Consider the following 16,588-nt stretch of genomic DNA (forward strand, 5'->3'; position numbering starts at 1 on the left):
TTTCACGCTGTGGGCGATTACCTTGCCGAATCACCGGACAACTGTCCAGACTCCTCGGTACGCGTGTTCCGGATGTCGACTCAGGAGGATCGGTCCATGGACGGCAAAACAGCAGTGGTGATCGGCGGAGCGTCGGGGATCGGCTGGGCCACGGCCCGGCTTCTCCACACTCGCGGAGCGACCGTGGTGATCGCGGACATCGACGGGCGCGCCGCCCGCGCGCGGGCCGGCGAACTGGGCAATGGGGCGCGGGCGAGCACCGCCGACGTCACGGACGAGAGCAGCGTAGAAAGCCTCTTCGCCGACGTGGTGGCGAGCGAAGGCGCTCCGGACACGATCGTCGAATGTGCCGGAGTGTCGATGCCGGGGCGGATCACCGATCTCGCCCTCGAGGACTGGCGGACCACTGTCGATGTGTGCCTGACCGGTGCGTTTCTGGTGATGAAGCATGCGGGGCGCGTGGTGCGCGACGGCGGCAGCATCACCACGATCGCGTCGCTCAACGGGCGGCAACCCGCTCCCGGGATGGCTGCGTACTGCGCGGCGAAGGCGGGTGTCCTCATGCTCACCGAGGTTGCGGCGCTCGAACTCGGTGCACGAGGAGTACGAGTGAACGCCGTCTCCCCCGGCCTGGTCGACACCCCGCTCACGGCAGGGGTCGCGCTGGTGCCCGGTCTCCGCGAGGACTATCTCGAGAACACCCCTCTCGGACGCGCGGGACGTCCGGAGGAGGTCGCCGAGGTGGTCGCGTTCCTCGCCTCCGATGCGGCGACGTGGATGACCGGCGCGACGATCGACCTCAACGGCGGCGCCCACACGCGCCGCTATCCCGACCTGCTCGCGCACCTCGCCGCGATGGCATCGCCGCACGAGGCGGTGCCGGGCGCCACCAACCCGGGAACGTAACCGCAATCCACGCCGGTCGGGCGGTGCGTCCCGGCAGCGCGGACGAGGCATGGCCCAACCCGAGAACGTGTTCTACATTGTGACCGTCGTCACCGAACAATCCGGATCCACCCGACGTTGGGGGAAGGTCAAACATGTCGGCACCGAGTACCGCTGTCATCGGCGCGGGAATCAGCGGCCTGACCACGAGCAAGATGCTGTCCGATTACGGCGTGCCCTACACGTGCTTCGAGATGTCCGATCGCGTGGGCGGGAACTGGGCCTTCGGTAACCCCAACGGACGCAGTAGTGCCTACCGTTCGCTGCACATCGACACGTCGAAGCATCAGTTGTCGTTCAAGGACTATCCGATGCCGACGTCGTATCCCGATTTTCCTCACCACTCCCAGATCAAGGACTACCTCGACGGCTATACCGACGCCTTCGGCCTCCGCGACAACATCGAGTTCGGCAACGAGGTGCTCCGCGCCCGGCGCCTGCACGGAGGCGGCTGGGAACTCGACCTGGCAGACGGCGGAACGCGGCGGTTCGAGTTCCTCGTTGTCGCCAACGGGCATCACTGGGACCCACGAGTCCCACGATTCCCGGGCGAATTCACCGGGGAGGCGATTCACTCCCACCACTACATCGACCCGCAGACTCCGCTCGATTTCGCGGGCAAACGCATTCTTGTCGTCGGCATCGGCAACAGTGCCGCCGACATCGCCGTCGAACTGTCGTCGAGGACGCTCCGGACGGAGGTCACCCTCTCGACTCGGTCGAGTGCGTGGATCGTCCCCAAGTACATCGCCGGGCGCCCCGCCGACAAGTACTACCGGACGGTCCCCTACGTGCCGCTCGCCTGGCAGCGCAAGCTCGCACAATGGGGGCAACCCCTGCTCTCCGGCAGGCCGGAGTTGTACGGCCTCCCGTCGCCCAACCACAAATTCTTCGAAGCCCACCCCACACAGTCGGTGGAGTTGCCACTACGTCTGGGTTCGGGCGACATCACCCCGAAACCCGATATCGAGCGATTCGACGGCCGCACAGTGCATTTCGTCGACGGTAGCTCAACCGAGATCGATATCGCCGTCTACGCAACCGGATACAACATCACTTTTCCGTTCTTCGATCCCGATTTCCTCAGTGCGCCGGACAATCACATCGCGCTCTACAAGCGGATCTTCGCGCCGGGACTCCCCGACCTCGCCTTCGCCGGTTTCGCCCAGGCGACGCCGACACTGTTCCCCTTCGTCGAATGTCAGGCGCGGGTGATCGCCGCGTACGCCGTCGGCCGCTACGCGCTGCCCGCGGACGACGAGATGGAACGGATCATCGCCGCGGACCAGCAGAAATTCACCGGGCACATGCTCGACCGTCCACGGCACACCCAGCAACTCGATTACTTCGCGTACGAGCACGACATCCGCACACACGAACTGCCGGCCGGACTTGCCCGTGCCCACGGAGGCGACCGATGACATTCCACTCCTTGCAGTTCCGGTCACGCGACGCCGATGTCGACGCCTGGCACTTTCCCGCGAAACCGGGACGGCTCGACACGTCCGGACGAGAGCCGGTCGTCATCATGGCGCACGGACTCGGAGGAACGAAGGACTCCGGGCTCGCCCCGTTCGCGGAACGCTTCGCGGATGCGGGGATGCACGTCGTGGCGTTCGACTATCGGGGGTTCGGCTCGTCCGGCGGTGACGACCGTCAGCGCGTGGACCTCGACGGCCAGCTCGCCGATTACCGTGCCGCGATCGATGCGGCGCGACGCCTCGAGGGAGTGGACCCGGATCGCGTCGTGCTGTGGGGTGTCTCGCTGTCGGGCGGTCATGTCCTGACGATCGCCGCACACGACTCGGGTATCGCAGCGGTTGTGGCACTCACACCACTGGTCGACGGCCTCGCCGCCGGACTGCTCGCCGCGCGCCACACACCTACGACCGCCCTACTGCGATCCACCGCCACGGGTGTTCTGAGCAGGGTCGGATCGCGAATCGGTCGCGGGGCCAACCTTATTCCGCTGGTCGGGGAACCGGGCGACACCGCAGCGTTGAATCTCGACGGGCATCGCGAGGACTATCTCGCGATCGCGGGCCCGACGTGGCGCAACGAAGTCGACGCGACGATCGTGCTGGAGCTCGGTACCTACCGTCCCGGTCGCCACGCCGCGTCGATCCGGTGCCCGGTACTGGTGCAGATCGCGGACTTCGATCGCAGTGCGCCACCCCACTCCGCTGCCCAGGCGGCATTCCGCGCGCGCGCCGAGGTTCGCCACTATCCCTGCGACCACTTCGACGTATGGCCCGGCAACGACTGGTTCGAGTCGGCAGTGACGCACCAGATCTTCTTCCTGACACGGCATCTCGTGGATTCTTCGACTCCGAAGCCGGACACCCCGGAGGTCTCCGGCCACCCCGTCTCTCCCCTCCCACCACACTGAGGACGACCACCATGGCCGACACCGTTCAGCAGGCACTGCGCGCACTACTCGACGACGACACCGCGGCGATCGTTCACGACACCGGACGCTGGACCTGGCGAGAGCATCTGGCGGAGGCGTCGGCACAGGCCTCGGCACTGCTCTCGATTCTCGACCACACCCGGCCGGTACATGTCGGCACGCTACTCGGCAATACACCCGACATGCTGCACGCCGTGGCGGCCGCAGGGCTCGGAGGGTTTCCACTCGTCGGTATCAACACCACGCGACGTGGTGAGGGCCTGGCCGGAGACATCCGGCGCGCCGATTGCCAGGTGGTGCTCACCGATCCGGCGCATGCGCCTCTCCTCGACGGACTCGATCTCGGCGACATCACGGTGCTCGACGTCGCGAGCCCGCAGTGGCGGTTGCTCGTCGAAGGTGCTTCTCCGCTCGAGCCGTACCGCGAAGTGGAGATGATGGATCCGTTCATGCTGATCTTCACATCCGGTACGAGCGGCGACCCCAAACCCGTTCTGCTCGCTCAGATCATGGTGATCTTCGCGGGCAACAACCTGGTCTCGCGCTTCTCGATCACCCCGGACGACGTCGCCTACCTGTCGATGCCGATGTTCCACTCGAACGCGATTCTCGCCGGGTGGTGCGTGTCGCTGTGCAGCGGCGCAGCCATGGCGCCGGCAACGTTCTCCGCGTCAGGCTTCCTCGACGACATCCGTCGTTACGGAGCGACGTACATGAATTATGTCGGCAAGCCTCTCGCATACCTTCTGGCGACGACCGAACAGCCGGGCGACGCCGACAATCCGCTGCGGGTGGCCTTCGGCAACGAAGCAACCGACCGCGACATCGACGAATTCGCGAGGCGGTTCGGGTGCACCGTATGGGACGGCTTCGGTTCGACGGAGACAGCCGTCATCATCACCCGAGAGGAGGGCACGCCCGAAGGGTCCATCGGAAAAGGACTCGCCGGCGTCGAGGTGTACGACCCTGTCACCGTCACGCAGTGCGCGTCGGCCGAGTTCGACCACAACGGTGCCTTGATCAACTCGGACAAGGCCATCGGCGAACTCGTCAACACGCAAGGGGGCGGCTTCTTCACCGGCTACTACAACGATCAGGACTCCACCGACGAACGGATGCGGCACGGCATGTTCTGGTCGGGAGATCTGGCATACAAGGACGCCGACGGCTGGATCTATCTCGCCGGCCGAACCGCGGACTGGATGCGCGTGGACGGTGAGAATCTCGCGGCAGCGCCGATCGAGCGGATCCTCCAGCGGCTTCCGCAACTGAGCCGGGTCGCGGTCTACGGCGTTCCCGACGCACATGTCGGCGACCAGGTGATGGCAGCCATGGTACTCCGCGACGACACCACACTGACTCCGGACGAATTCTCCGAATTCCTTGCTGCTCAGGCAGATCTGTCACCGAAGGCGTGGCCGCGCTACGTCCGGATCGACGCCGACCTGCCGGTCACGGCGACCAACAAGATCCTCAAACGCGAACTGAAGGGACAGGGAGCAACCGCCGGAGCCGGCGCGCTGTGGGTGCGGTCGGGTACCGACTACGCCGTCGTGTCGTAAACCGCCGGCCACGCGGGCACGGGTCGTGCAGGGCCGCTCGCCGACCGCTCAGCTACTACGCGCGAGGTATTCACCGAGCGCGGGAGCGTTCGGTCCGTCGAGGCGCCAGAAGGTGTCTCCGTCGTGCGACTCGATGTCCCCGCTGAGGAAGCCCGCGACAGCGTCGGCGGCGGTGGTGGGGTCGGGGAAACGTCGTCCCTCCATCGGTCCCCGCGTGATCTCGAGCGCGCCCGTAGTCGCGTCGAAGCGTCCCTGCACGCGGTAACCGCCGACATCGGCGCACACCGCGACGCGCGGGTCGATCTCTTCCGGCAGCGCTGCGGGACGTGCGGCGGGGGCTGTGGCCCGGCGTGTGCTCCGCCGTGTGGGAGCGCACGTGCGAGTGGTGTCCTTGACGGCGTCGAGCCCGAGCAGGTCCCAGCGGTCGAGACCGTGTGCGACACCACTGAGCGGGATGGGATGACTCCCGGTCGCGGTCCGGCCCGGACGCTCGGTGAGCCACAGCGCGACCTCTTCCTCGATCCCGGCCTCGATCTCGGCCGACTCGACGATATAGAACGCGGGGGGCTTCTGCCCGAGGTCGACGAAGACCCAGTGCGACGAGCCGGTCTCGTCACTGCCGGCGATGCCGTCCTGCCGGCGAGCGAGCCACGGTCCGCCCGCAGTGGTCCGGACCCGGACCACCCGTTTGACCCCGTCCGCACCACGGACCTTGACGGTGCGGTGGTCGTCGAGCGGATCTGCGCGTCCGCCGCGCTGTTGAACGTCCGTCACAAAAGCGGCCATGCCCTGACCTGCGATATCACCCATGCCTGCTGTCCTTCTCTCGTGCACGAAAACCGACGCGAGGTGGCGTGACGGCGTCGCCGCACAACTCGGGGGGTCTGTTGGTAACCCTACGGGTCTCAGCCTGGTAACGACAGTTTCTGTGAAGCATCACCTAAATACGTCCCCCTTCGTGGTCAGGGACTGGACCCGTTCGACGATGCGATCACGTAGTTTCGAGGGCGTGCGCCACCGCATCGCGAGCTTGTCGTAGTCCATCGCGTGCTCGGCGATGATGTCCTTGAGCCGCTCGACGTCGAGGTCGCCGAGTTGGGTCCGCAAGCCGGGCTCGCCGGCCTCGCGGTACACGGCGAACGGGTCGAACGGGCCGGGTGCGCGCTTGCCGCGACGAGCAGGCGCTCTCTGCGCCGGGGCTGTGTTCTCCGGGTCGGCCGTACCAAGCGCATGTCGGACGCTCGAGGCGCCTCCTGCCCCGGCTGGTGCCGCTCCAGGCGACAGCACAGCCGACAGCGACTTCGCGAAGCGGGGCGTGCGGGCCGCTTCGTCGGCGATGACCCGGACGAGTGCGACGAGTTGTCCCGCCGTCCCCGGCGCGGCTTCGTCGAGCCTGAGCAGTGCGGCAGTCGCTTCGCCGATCTGCATGCGCAGACGAGCCTCGCCGGTATCCGGTTTCGTCACAGGTACACCTGCGCGTTCATCAGAATCGTCTCGGTGAGAATCCGCAACGCGTCGAACTGCCCCGTATTGCCGTACTTGCGCTTGAGCGTGCCGTACGGCACGAACTCCGCGGAGGCGGCGATCTGGTTCGCTTCAGGAACCCACGCGGGTACGACATCGGCGATCCGGTCGTCACGCTGCAACTGTTCGATGATGCTGCGGTGGAGGTTGGACGCGCTGCGGTACTTCGTGATGACCAGGCCGATTTCCCGGAGGGGATGGCCCGTGCGCTGCGCGAACTCCTGAATACGCTTCTGCAGCTGCGGAATTCCGTAAGTCGACAGGATGTCGGGAATGGTCGGGATCAGATATCCGTCGGCCGACCTCAAACCGTTGAGGGTGAGCATGCCCAGGTTGGGCGGGCAGTCGAGGAGTATGTAGTCGTATCGATCGGCGATCGGTTCGATCGCCTTCGTGAGGATCTCGATCGGCCGGTGCGACCCGGGGTCCGCGTACTGCCGGTGGCTGAGACCCTCCTGGATCTCGATGAGATCGAGCGATGACGCGAGGAGGTCCACCCCGCGCACGGCCCGGACCGGCGAGACGTCGTGCTGAAGTGCCTTTTCGATGTCGAACGAGGCGGTATCGGATTCGATCGCACCCCGGAACAGCGCCGCGAGGGTGCGATCGAGTTCGTTGAGTTCCTTCCAGCGCTCCTCACCGATCATCATGGTGGTGAGGTTCGTCTGAGGATCGAGGTCGACGAGCAGTACCCGCTGCCCGAATTCGGCGGCCATGAACTCGCCCAACGCCGCGGTCGTCGTGGTCTTGCCGACGCCACCTTTCAGGTTGATCGTCGCGATTACCCGCGCCACCGTGCACCTCTTCGGAAAGATCGACTGCTCTTCCCGTAGAAACGTACACCGCGATCCGGACAAACATGACGCCCGGTCTTATCTGCCCTTCGCCTCGACACCGACTCTCTCCAGCCCGCCCGAGGTATCCGCGCGGACCACCGAGTCGGCAGTTGCGAACCCACTGAGCGCAAGCGCAGGCGCGCGGTCGACGACCGCGTACACCACGCGACCTTCCGACATGAACACGATCATTCCTTCGGCACCCACCGCCGGGAGGTCCTTCCACACGAGACCCGAGGTATCGAGGATGCGGTTGACCTCGCTCATGAGAAGAGGAACACGGAAGTAGTACATCCGGTCCCAGTCCTCCCCCTGCAGGTCCGCAACCTGCGCGAGATCACCGAGCGTGCGTTCCTGACCGTCGGCGAGCACCGCCCCGAAGGCCGATTCGAGTTGTGGATCGTCCACCACCGTCACCGCAGGATCCCCCCCGCACCCTGCGACGACCATCGCCATCATTCCGGCCGCTATTCCTGCCGATACCCGTCGTGCAAACACCCACGCCACCCCCGTCATTCGACCCCCAGATGAACGCGTGGAAGCTACCACCGAATCGGACATTTACACCAGTGAAGCGTCTCACATTTTGAGGACTGGGTGGCCGGACCCTGCCGCACGCGAGAAACCTGTGACCGGACACAACGGACACGGTCAATCCTTGCCGGTGAGCTCCGCGATGTCGCTCCGGAGCGCGGTATGCAGCGAACCGATGAGTTCCGCGGCCGACCCGAACTGGTCTCCCACGAAGTCGGTGTTCTCGGCCGAGAGCTCGCGCGCGCCCGACCGCCCGATGAGATCGTCGATGCGCTCGTCGAGACTCGCGGTGCGGCGCGCGACGTCGACCATGCCCATCCGGCTTTCCGCATTTCCGAGCAGATCGCCGATCCTGGCGAGCGCCGCCACCCGGGCGAGAAGCTGATCCCAGACGGGATCGAGCGCCGCGACACGCGTGTCCAGCGCAGCCCGTGCACCGGCGCCCCGTTCACCCGGGATGCTCCCGATCGCGGCGCCCAATTCCGCGAGCAGTCCACGCAGCGCCACCGTATCGACGGCAATCTGCGTGATTTCCTCGGCCAGATCGAGTTGGGCACGCTGTACCGCGAAGTACTCGGAGCGCCAGGCGGCCGACGACTCGATCCGGTCGAAGAGAGAGCCCGCCAGGAACAACAGGGTGTCGTACCGGTCGACGAACCGGTCGTCGTCCTCCGGCATCCGGCGCGCGAGGAGATCGGCCGCGCGACGGCCGGCGTCTGCGGCCGGTGTGCGCTCCGACCATCGCGACACACGGTCCACCGCAACGGACAGGGCAGCACCTCGGGCCTGATCGGCGGGCGCGACCGGCAGCGGCGCCGGAGTCTTCCGCAACGCCGCGAACAGGGCTTCCCGCTGATCGAGTTCCAGGTGGAGCCCGTCGCGGCGATCCCGGCGTACCGCACGCACGCCCTGCGCGTAGTGCGACGGCGAATGCACGATCGTCTGCTCCGCGGCACGCAGGCGCTTGGCGAGTTCGTTCGCGCGGTATTCGAGGACCAGGCGCGAGGCCCCGGGACGCTGCTTGCCCAGGCGCGCCACGAGATGAGCATGCTCGTCCGAGAGAAGGCGCAGCGCGCCGAAACCGTCGACGGTGGGGAATCGCCGCCCGGCACGCCGCCGGTTCGCGAGTACCGTGCGTGCCGATTCGTCGAGATGACCCGCGGCCAGCGCGAGTGCCGCCGCGTCCGAGAGCGGGCCGTGCCTGCCGTCGATGGCGCACCGGTCGCACCAACGGCGCACCTGTGCCGCGATGCGTGTCCGTCGCCGGTCGGGCGTCTCGAACTCGTCGGATACTTCGGGTCGGTCTGAGCCGGGCATCGGGGCCTCCTCGTCGCCTTACTGCCTTCCACTGTCCCAGAAAACCGCGGACTTCGATCTGCCCGACGAACGGACGACGCAATGGTCGGACGACGCCCCCACCGCGCGTGTGCGGGTGCATCAGTTCGATTGAGCGAACGCCGTATTCACAATTCGTGATCGATGTCACAGAAAGAGCCGGGGTTGATCTCCCGTCGGGCCGCATGCACCCCCGGATTGCCAAAATTGTTGCGGCACAATCGCCTACCCGGCGGTACGACGAGGGAAGGAAACCCCGCTGTAAGTTACCCACCGGTGTTACCGCGCGGTATGGGCGAACGGGCCCGCCCGAGCCGACCCCTTTTCCCGCGAACCACCCGCGAAAAGCCCTGTACGGCAACGTTCGAAACCTGCACAATGACTAGTTTCCGCTGGTCACACCGGTTCCGGAAGCCAAACGTGACAAAGCCTCATGTTTCGGCCATGCTGTTAGCCGTACGGGGCGTTTCCATCCGCACGGGGGTGTGTGTCGTCGATGGCGACGGCCACCGGATGAGGACAGGGGCGCGTTCGCACCGCCTTGACAATTCGGTTCGACAGAACCCACAACGTCGGCGATCGATACACGCATGCCCACCACACAGCACGAGGAGCCGACCGACCGATGTTCCCGCTCGCGTTTACCGATCCGTGACGTAGGAACTGAAGACCGGATAAATTGTCTTCCTCATTGGGGTGGAGCTTTCGACGCGCGGCACTCACGCGCACAACCATGGAGAACGGTGGCAACGAGTATGTTCAAGCGGATCGCAGTGGTCAACCGGGGTGAGGCGGCAGTCCGTCTCATCCGGGCAGTCCGGGAGCTCAACTCCGAACACGGCTACGGCATCAAGACGATCGCTCTGCACACGGACGCCGAACGCCGTGCCATGTTCGTCCGTCAGGCCGACGAAGGCGTCACCCTGCGCCCTTCGACGACCGCGGCGACTCCCTACCTCGATCACGCAGAACTCGAACGCGCACTCCGCGAAGCGAAAGCCGACGCAGTCTGGGTCGGCTGGGGATTCGTGGCAGAGGATCCCGTCTTCGCCGACCTGTGCGCGCGGCTGAACATCACGTTCATCGGCCCGTCCGCGGATGCGATGCGTCTGCTCGGGGACAAGGTCGAGGCCAAACTGCTCGCCGAAAAGGTCGGGGTGCCGGTCGCCCCGTGGTCCGGCGGACCCGTGGAGTCCCGCGCCGACGCGCGTCGTCATGCCCAGGCCATCGGTTACCCGCTCATCATCAAGGCTCGCTCCGGCGGTGGCGGCCGCGGCATCCGCAAGGTCTACGCCGAAGACGAACTGGAACTGGCACTCGAGCGCACCCAGGGCGAAGCCGAACGGTCCTTCGGCGACCCCGTCGTCTTCATCGAACGCCTCGTCACCGACGCGCGCCACGTCGAGGTGCAGGTCATCGCAGACACGCACGGCAACGTGTGGGCTCCCGGCGTGCGCGACTGCTCCATCCAGCGCAAAAACCAGAAGGTCATCGAGGAGTCTGCCTCCCCGCTGCTCACCGCGGAACAGTCCGACCACCTGCGCTCGGTGTCCGCCGACCTCGTCCGCGCCGCCGGATACTGCGGCGCCGGAACCGTCGAGTACCTCTACCAGCCCCACCTGAAGACCTTCACGTTCCTCGAGGTCAACACCCGCCTGCAGGTCGAACACCCCATCACCGAGGTCACCACCGGCATCGACCTCGTCAAACTCCAAATCCTCGTCGCCTCCGGAGAGCCCCTCGTGGGTGACTGCCCGCCGGAATTCGGCCACGCGGTCGAGGCGCGGCTCAACGCCGAGGATGCGACCAACGGCTTCGCACCCGCGCCCGGCACGGTGCAACTGCTCAAATTCCCGCTGGGGTCCGGCCTGCGGGTGGACACGGGCATCGCGCAGGGAGACGTGATCCCTCCCGAGTACGACTCGATGGTCGCCAAGATCATCGCCTGGGGACGGAACCGCGGCGAAGCGCTCGCACGCCTGCGGACCGCCCTGCGAGAAACCACGGTCGTCCTCGACGGAGGCACCACCACCAAATCGTTCCTGCTCGACCTGCTCGACCGCCCGGAGGTCGTCGACGCGTCCGCCGACACCGGCTGGCTCGACCGCACCGGTGCCGGCAGTGAGTCCGGACCGACGCGAGTCGCCGACATCGCGCTCGTCGCGACCGCCGTCGACGTCTACGACGCCGACGAAGCCCGCGAGCGCACCGCGTTCCTCGCGTCCGCCCGCGGCGGCCGGCCACGCGCCGGACATGCCGTCGGCCGCAAGATCGAACTGAGCTACCAGGGCCAGGCATACGAACTCGTGGTCGGCCAGGTCGGCCCGCACCGCTACCGGCTCGACACCGGCGTGACCGAATTCGACGTCGAACTCGAACGTCTCGGAGACTACGAATCGCGGCTCACGCTCGACGGTCGCCGCCACCACGTCGTCTCGATAGCCGGGCCCGCCCATTTCCTCGTCGAGGTCGACGGGATCAGCCACCAGATCAGTCAGGACGAGGCCGGTGTCGTCCGCACTCCGGCACCCGCTGTCGTCGTCGCCGTCCCCGTCGCGGTCGGCGACGAGGTCGAAGCCGGACAGACGCTCGTCGTTCTCGAGTCCATGAAGATGGAGACCGCGGTCCGGGCACCGTTCGCCGGTAAGGTCCGCGAGATCCTCGCCGTCGTCAACGCCCAGGTGGACGCCGGTGCCCCACTGCTGCGCGTCGATCAGATCGTCGAAGAAGTCGTCACCGAAGCCGTCGAGCGCGTGGAGTTCCCCACACCCGGTCCGGGCCTCAGCGACGATCTCGCTGCGGATGCGCTCGCGCGGCTCGATTCGCTCGGAGCACTCATCACCGGGTACGACGTCTCGGCCAAACGAACCGCGGCGCTTCTCGCCGAGTACGAGCGGCTCTCGGCAGGTGTGCGGTCGTGTGACCTCGTGCGCGCGGAACTCGCTCTCCTGACCACGTTCGCAGACGTCTGCGACCTTTCGCGCAACCGTCCGACCGACGAGGAGCGGAACACCGAAGACCGCGTTCACAGCCCTCGCGAGTTCTTCCACGGCTATCTGCAGTCGCTCGACGTCGAAGTCGGCGGTCTGCCCGACAGCTTCCGTGCTCGCCTCTCGCGCGCGTTGCGTCATTACGACGTGACCGACCTCGAGCGCACCCCTGACCTCGAAGACGCCGTATACCGGTTGTTCCTCGCGCTCGAACGTATCGAGACGCACGTGCCGGTCGTCACCGCGCTGCTCGAGCGCTGGACCGAACGCGACGACACGGAGGCCGGAGTCTCCCACGAGCTCAACGAGGTCCTCGACCGGTTGATCGTCGCGACGCAGGTCCGCTTCCCGGTCATCGGCGACACCGCACGCAACTTGCGCTACAGCTACTTCGAGGAACCGATGATCCGCAAGGCGCGCGAGCAGGTGTACGACGGGGTGCGCGGTTCGCTCGCCTACCTCGCCGAACACCCGCAGGCGGCCGACTACGCGCAGCGTATCGAGTCCCTCGTGACCACGCCTGAACCTCTCATCGACCTTCTCGCCCAGCAGATTTCACGCCCCGGCACCGTTCCCGGCCCGCTGCTCGAAGTCATCACGCGACGCGCGTACAAGATCCGGACCCTCGAGGACGTGCGGTCGTGCGTCGTCGACGGGCGCCAATTCGTCACCGGCAACTTCGATCTGCGAGGTACCCGGCTGTACCTGATCTCCGCGGAGACATCGCATTCCGGCCTCACGTCGGTACTCGACGCGATCGAGGAATCGGCGTCGGCGCTGCCCGGTATCGACAACCTGGTGATCGACCTGTATGTCGCCTGGGAGGATGCGCCGGCCGACGCGGACGCTCAGGCCGCGGCACTGTCCTCGGTCCTGGCCACCCGCGAGACGATCGCGCACGCACGACGCGTGACGGTGACGGTGTGCCACACCGACATCGCCGAAGAGCACGTGTTCACCTTCCGCGAGTACGAATCCGGGTACGCCGAGGAAAGCAACATCCGCGACATCCACCCGTTGACGGGGCAGCGCCTCGATCTGTGGCGGCTGAAGAACTTCGACGGCACACGCCTGCCCTCCAACCCGGACACGTACCTCTATCACATTGTCGCGAGGGACAATCCGTCCGACGAGCGCTTCATTGCCCTCACCGAGGTACGAGATCTGACCCAGCAGCGTGACGACAGCGGCCGGATCGTGAGCCTGCCCGCGTTCGAACGTGCCCTCGCGAGTTCGCTCGACGGCATGCGCCGCGCCCAGGCCGCACGCGGTGGACGACGCCTCGATACGAACCGCGTGGTCCTCTACGTCTGGCCCGTCGTCGACCTCGACGTGAAGGATCTGCGCCGGATCGCCCGGAGTGCCGCACCGTTGACCGTGGGTGCGGGCCTCGAGGAGATCACCGTCATCGGATGGTTGCGCGAGAACCCGGGTCAGCCCGCGCGTGAAGTCGCGTTGCGCTTCTCGTACCGTTCCGGCGCCGGTGTCGTCGTGCGTGTCACCGAACCTCCCAAAGAACCGCTCAAGCCGCTCGACGAGTACACCCAGAAGGTGCAGCGCTCGCGAGCTCGCGGAACCGTGTACCCCTACGAGTTGATTCCGCTGCTGACCGGCAGCGACGGCACATTCGTCGAGTACGACTTCGACGAGCAGGGACAGTTCGTTCCGGTCGACCGCCCGTACGGCCGCAACACCGCCGGCCTCATCGTCGGGATCGTGGACACTCCGACGCCCCGCTATCCCGAGGGTATGACCCGGGTCGCTCTGTTCGGCGATCCCACCAAGGCACTCGGCACCGTCGCCGAAGCCGAGTGCTCACGCCTGGTGGCCGCGATCGATCTTGCCGAGAGTCTCGGTGCGCCGGTCGAGTGGTTCGCGTTGTCGTCGGGTGCCACGATCTCCATGGACTCCGGCACCGAGAACATGGACTGGGTGTCGCGGGGCCTGCGTCGCATCATCACGTTCACCCAGAACGGCGGCGAGATCAACATCGTCGTGACAGGCATCAACGTCGGCGCACAGCCGTACTGGAACGCCGAGGCGACGATGCTCATGCACACCAAGGGCATTCTCGTCATGACCCCGGACAGCGCGATGGTGCTCACCGGCAAGCAGTCGCTCGACTACTCCGGCGGAGTATCTGCGGAGGACAACTTCGGTATCGGCGGATACGACCGCGTGATGGGTCCGAACGGTCAAGCCCAGTACTGGGCACCGAATCTTCGCGTGGCGGTAGAAACACTCTTTGCGCACTACGCGCACGCCTATGTCGCTCCCGGTGAGCGCTTCCCGCGCAGAGCCGACTCCGCCGACCCGATCGATCGCGACGTGCGCCTCTACCCGCACGTCCACCCGTCGAGCGACTTCACCACGGTCGGGGAGATCTTCTCGTCCGACACCAATCCGGATCGCAAGAAGCCGTTCGACATCCGCACCGTGATGCGCTCGGTCGTGGACCAGGACCACGCCGTGCTCGAGCGGTGGGCCGACATGGCCGACGCCGACACCTCGGTGGTCTTCGATGCGCACCTGGGCGGTACCCCGGTCAGCGTGATCGGGATCGAGTCGCGCGCCATCCCCCGCAAGGGCTGGTTCCCGACGGACGGGCCGGACCAATGGACGTCCGGGACGTTGTTCCCGAAGTCGTCCAAGAAGACGGCCCGCGCCATCAACGCAGCAAGCGGAAACAGGCCCCTCGTAGTACTCGCGAATCTGTCGGGCTTCGACGGATCACCCGAGTCGCTGCGTAACCTGCAACTCGAGTACGGGGCCGAAATCGGCCGGGCCATCGTCAATTTCGACGGTCCCATCGTGTTCGTAGTGGTGTCCCGGTACCACGGCGGAGCATTCGTGGTGTTCTCGGGCGCCCTGAACGAGAACATGGAAGTCCTTGCCGTCGAAGGCTCGTTCGCATCCGTTCTCGGCGGCGCTCCCGCGGCCGCGGTGGTCTTCACCCGGGACGTCAACAAGCGCACCGCGAGTGATTCCCGCATCACGGAGATCGAGTCGCGTCTGGCGGCGGCGGAAGACGGGGAGAAGTCCAGGCTCGGTGTCGAACTGGGTGCCTTGCGCGTCGCGGTACGGTCCGAAAAGCTGGGCGAGGTCGCTGCGGAGTTCGAGGCGATCCACAACATCCAGCGTGCCCAGAAGATGGGCTCGGTGCACCGGATCGTTCCCGCCGCCGAATTGCGCCCGCAGATCATCGCTGCCGTGCAGCGTGGAATGGCGAAATCGCTCGCCTGAACTCGGCCGAGCACGGGGGCCCGCACCGATCGGTGCGGGCCCCCGTGCGTTCGGACCCGGATACAGGACACTGTGCAGCACAACCGATCCGGTCCGAAACACACTTCGATTTCTGAATTCTTTCTCAGAAACTTTTCATGTCCCGCTCCTACCTTCGGTAATGAGGACCAGTAAGGAAAGGGGTGCGGAAACAATGCGCATCGACAAGCGATGGCTCATCGCGGGTGTTGCGGCAGTGGCCGTGGCAGCCGGTTCGGTGGGAATCGCAACCGCAGTGGACTCCGACGAGCCCACAGGTCCCGGCGAAGTGGTGGCACAGACCCAGGACGACACACAGGAAGCAGAGGACGGCCGCGAGACCCACGACTCCACGGAGCGGGGCGACGAGCGTCCGGACTCGGCGAAGGCTCCGGACGCGCAGCGCGACGCCGAACGCGGACCGAGTGACCGCACGCGCGACGGTGGAGAACGCCCCGACGGACCGCGTGGACCGCATTCGGACAGCGAGACCGGACCCGAGGAGGGCAACGGCCCCCGCGCCGAGCGCGGACCCGGTGCCCACCATCGTGAGCACGACGGGGAGCAGCACCCGGGCCACGACTCTCGGCCGCAGGACGCCGAGCAGGACGGTACGCACACCTAGTCCCCTGCTCTCCCTCCGGGCAAGATGGATCGACGGAACACCGAAGGGCCCCTCCGTTCATCAACGGAAGGGCCCTTCGTGCCTCGTCAACCGGCTATGCGGTAACCGAGTCTGTAACGCACGGCACCGATCTGCCGACACGGGTACCGAGACCGGACATTTCGGACTCGACAGGATCTCTCGAAAGGTGCCCTGATGAAGATTCGGCGTCTGACTGCCGCAGCCCTGAGTTGTGTCGCGTTGACAGTGGTGGCTCCGGCCACGGCACACGCGTTCACTCTGGTCGATCTGCTCCCCACCGGGGTCGCAGACATTGTCCCGAGCGGTTCCGCGAACCCGTTCGCTCCTCCTGCTCCCGCGCCGCCTCAGTCTGCGCCGCCTCAGTCTGCACCCGCGCCCCGCCCTGCACCGAGCGGAGGCTTCCAGAACTGCACCGACGCGTGGAACGCCGGCGCCGCGCCTGTGTACCGCAACGATCCCGGCTACGCGCCGCGACTCGACCGCGACAACGACGGTGTCGGATGCGAGAAGGATCCGCGCTAGGCCACGCGACGACAAAGGCCCCT

The 16,588-nt window shown here is 66.4% G+C and carries 12 protein-coding genes; 7 read left to right on the forward strand and 5 right to left on the reverse strand.

What is annotated here, in order from left to right; translation table 11 throughout:
* Positions 1–96: 96 nt before the first annotated feature.
* From ACFWU2_RS06910 to fadD1, 4 genes are all read left to right on the forward strand, one after another.
* Positions 97–906 carry an SDR family NAD(P)-dependent oxidoreductase gene (locus ACFWU2_RS06910; RefSeq protein WP_378602986.1) on the forward strand — a complete coding sequence of 270 codons (810 nt, stop codon included), beginning with the start codon at positions 97–99 and terminating at the stop codon, positions 904–906.
* 134 nt (positions 907–1,040) lie between these two features.
* Positions 1,041–2,366, forward strand: coding sequence for a flavin-containing monooxygenase (locus tag ACFWU2_RS06915; RefSeq protein ID WP_378602989.1), 1,326 nt, complete (start codon positions 1,041–1,043; stop codon positions 2,364–2,366).
* Entirely contained in the window at positions 2,363–3,334 is a 972-nt protein-coding gene (locus ACFWU2_RS06920) for an alpha/beta hydrolase (protein WP_378602992.1), read from the forward strand. The genes ACFWU2_RS06915 and ACFWU2_RS06920 overlap by 4 nt, the downstream gene beginning before the upstream one ends.
* Positions 3,335–3,345: 11 nt before the next feature.
* Positions 3,346–4,917, forward strand: a complete 1,572-nt coding sequence (gene fadD1, locus ACFWU2_RS06925; protein ID WP_378602995.1) for a fatty-acid--CoA ligase FadD1 — start codon at positions 3,346–3,348, stop codon at positions 4,915–4,917.
* A 48-nt stretch (positions 4,918–4,965) separates the two neighbouring features.
* On the opposite strand, the gene ACFWU2_RS06930 is transcribed toward fadD1, so the two are convergent.
* From ACFWU2_RS06930 to ACFWU2_RS06950, 5 genes are all read right to left on the reverse strand, one after another.
* Positions 4,966–5,727: a hypothetical protein gene (locus ACFWU2_RS06930; RefSeq protein ID WP_378602998.1), complete on the reverse strand. Its 762-nt coding sequence runs from the start codon at positions 5,725–5,727 to the stop codon at positions 4,966–4,968.
* A 126-nt stretch (positions 5,728–5,853) separates the two neighbouring features.
* Positions 5,854–6,345, reverse strand: a complete 492-nt coding sequence (locus ACFWU2_RS06935) for a hypothetical protein (RefSeq protein WP_378603751.1) — start codon at positions 6,343–6,345, stop codon at positions 5,854–5,856.
* A gap of 32 nt (positions 6,346–6,377) precedes the next feature.
* Positions 6,378–7,235 (reverse strand): ParA family protein, encoded by an 858-nt coding sequence (locus ACFWU2_RS06940; protein WP_169622677.1) that lies wholly within the window; start codon positions 7,233–7,235, stop codon positions 6,378–6,380.
* A 78-nt stretch (positions 7,236–7,313) separates the two neighbouring features.
* A complete protein-coding gene (locus ACFWU2_RS06945; protein ID WP_378603001.1) occupies positions 7,314–7,694 on the reverse strand; it encodes a hypothetical protein in 381 nt (126 codons plus the stop codon).
* Between the two features lie 234 nt (positions 7,695–7,928).
* On the reverse strand, positions 7,929–9,128 hold the full coding sequence (locus ACFWU2_RS06950; RefSeq protein ID WP_378603004.1) for a hypothetical protein: 1,200 nt from the start codon (positions 9,126–9,128) through the stop codon (positions 7,929–7,931).
* 773 nt (positions 9,129–9,901) lie between these two features.
* Here ACFWU2_RS06950 and ACFWU2_RS06955 point away from each other — a divergent pair.
* From ACFWU2_RS06955 to ACFWU2_RS06965, 3 genes are all read left to right on the forward strand, one after another.
* Complete coding sequence (locus ACFWU2_RS06955) at positions 9,902–15,379, forward strand: carboxyl transferase domain-containing protein (protein WP_378603754.1); 5,478 nt, start codon at positions 9,902–9,904, stop codon at positions 15,377–15,379.
* Positions 15,380–15,572: 193 nt separating this feature from the next.
* On the forward strand, positions 15,573–16,022 hold the full coding sequence (locus tag ACFWU2_RS06960) for a hypothetical protein (protein WP_378603007.1): 450 nt from the start codon (positions 15,573–15,575) through the stop codon (positions 16,020–16,022).
* A 195-nt stretch (positions 16,023–16,217) separates the two neighbouring features.
* Positions 16,218–16,565 (forward strand): excalibur calcium-binding domain-containing protein, encoded by a 348-nt coding sequence (locus ACFWU2_RS06965; protein ID WP_378603010.1) that lies wholly within the window; start codon positions 16,218–16,220, stop codon positions 16,563–16,565.
* Positions 16,566–16,588: the final 23 nt, after the last annotated feature.

This window comes from Rhodococcus sp. NPDC058639, from assembly GCF_042717545.1.
In the GTDB taxonomy this organism is placed as follows: domain Bacteria; phylum Actinomycetota; class Actinomycetes; order Mycobacteriales; family Mycobacteriaceae; genus Rhodococcus.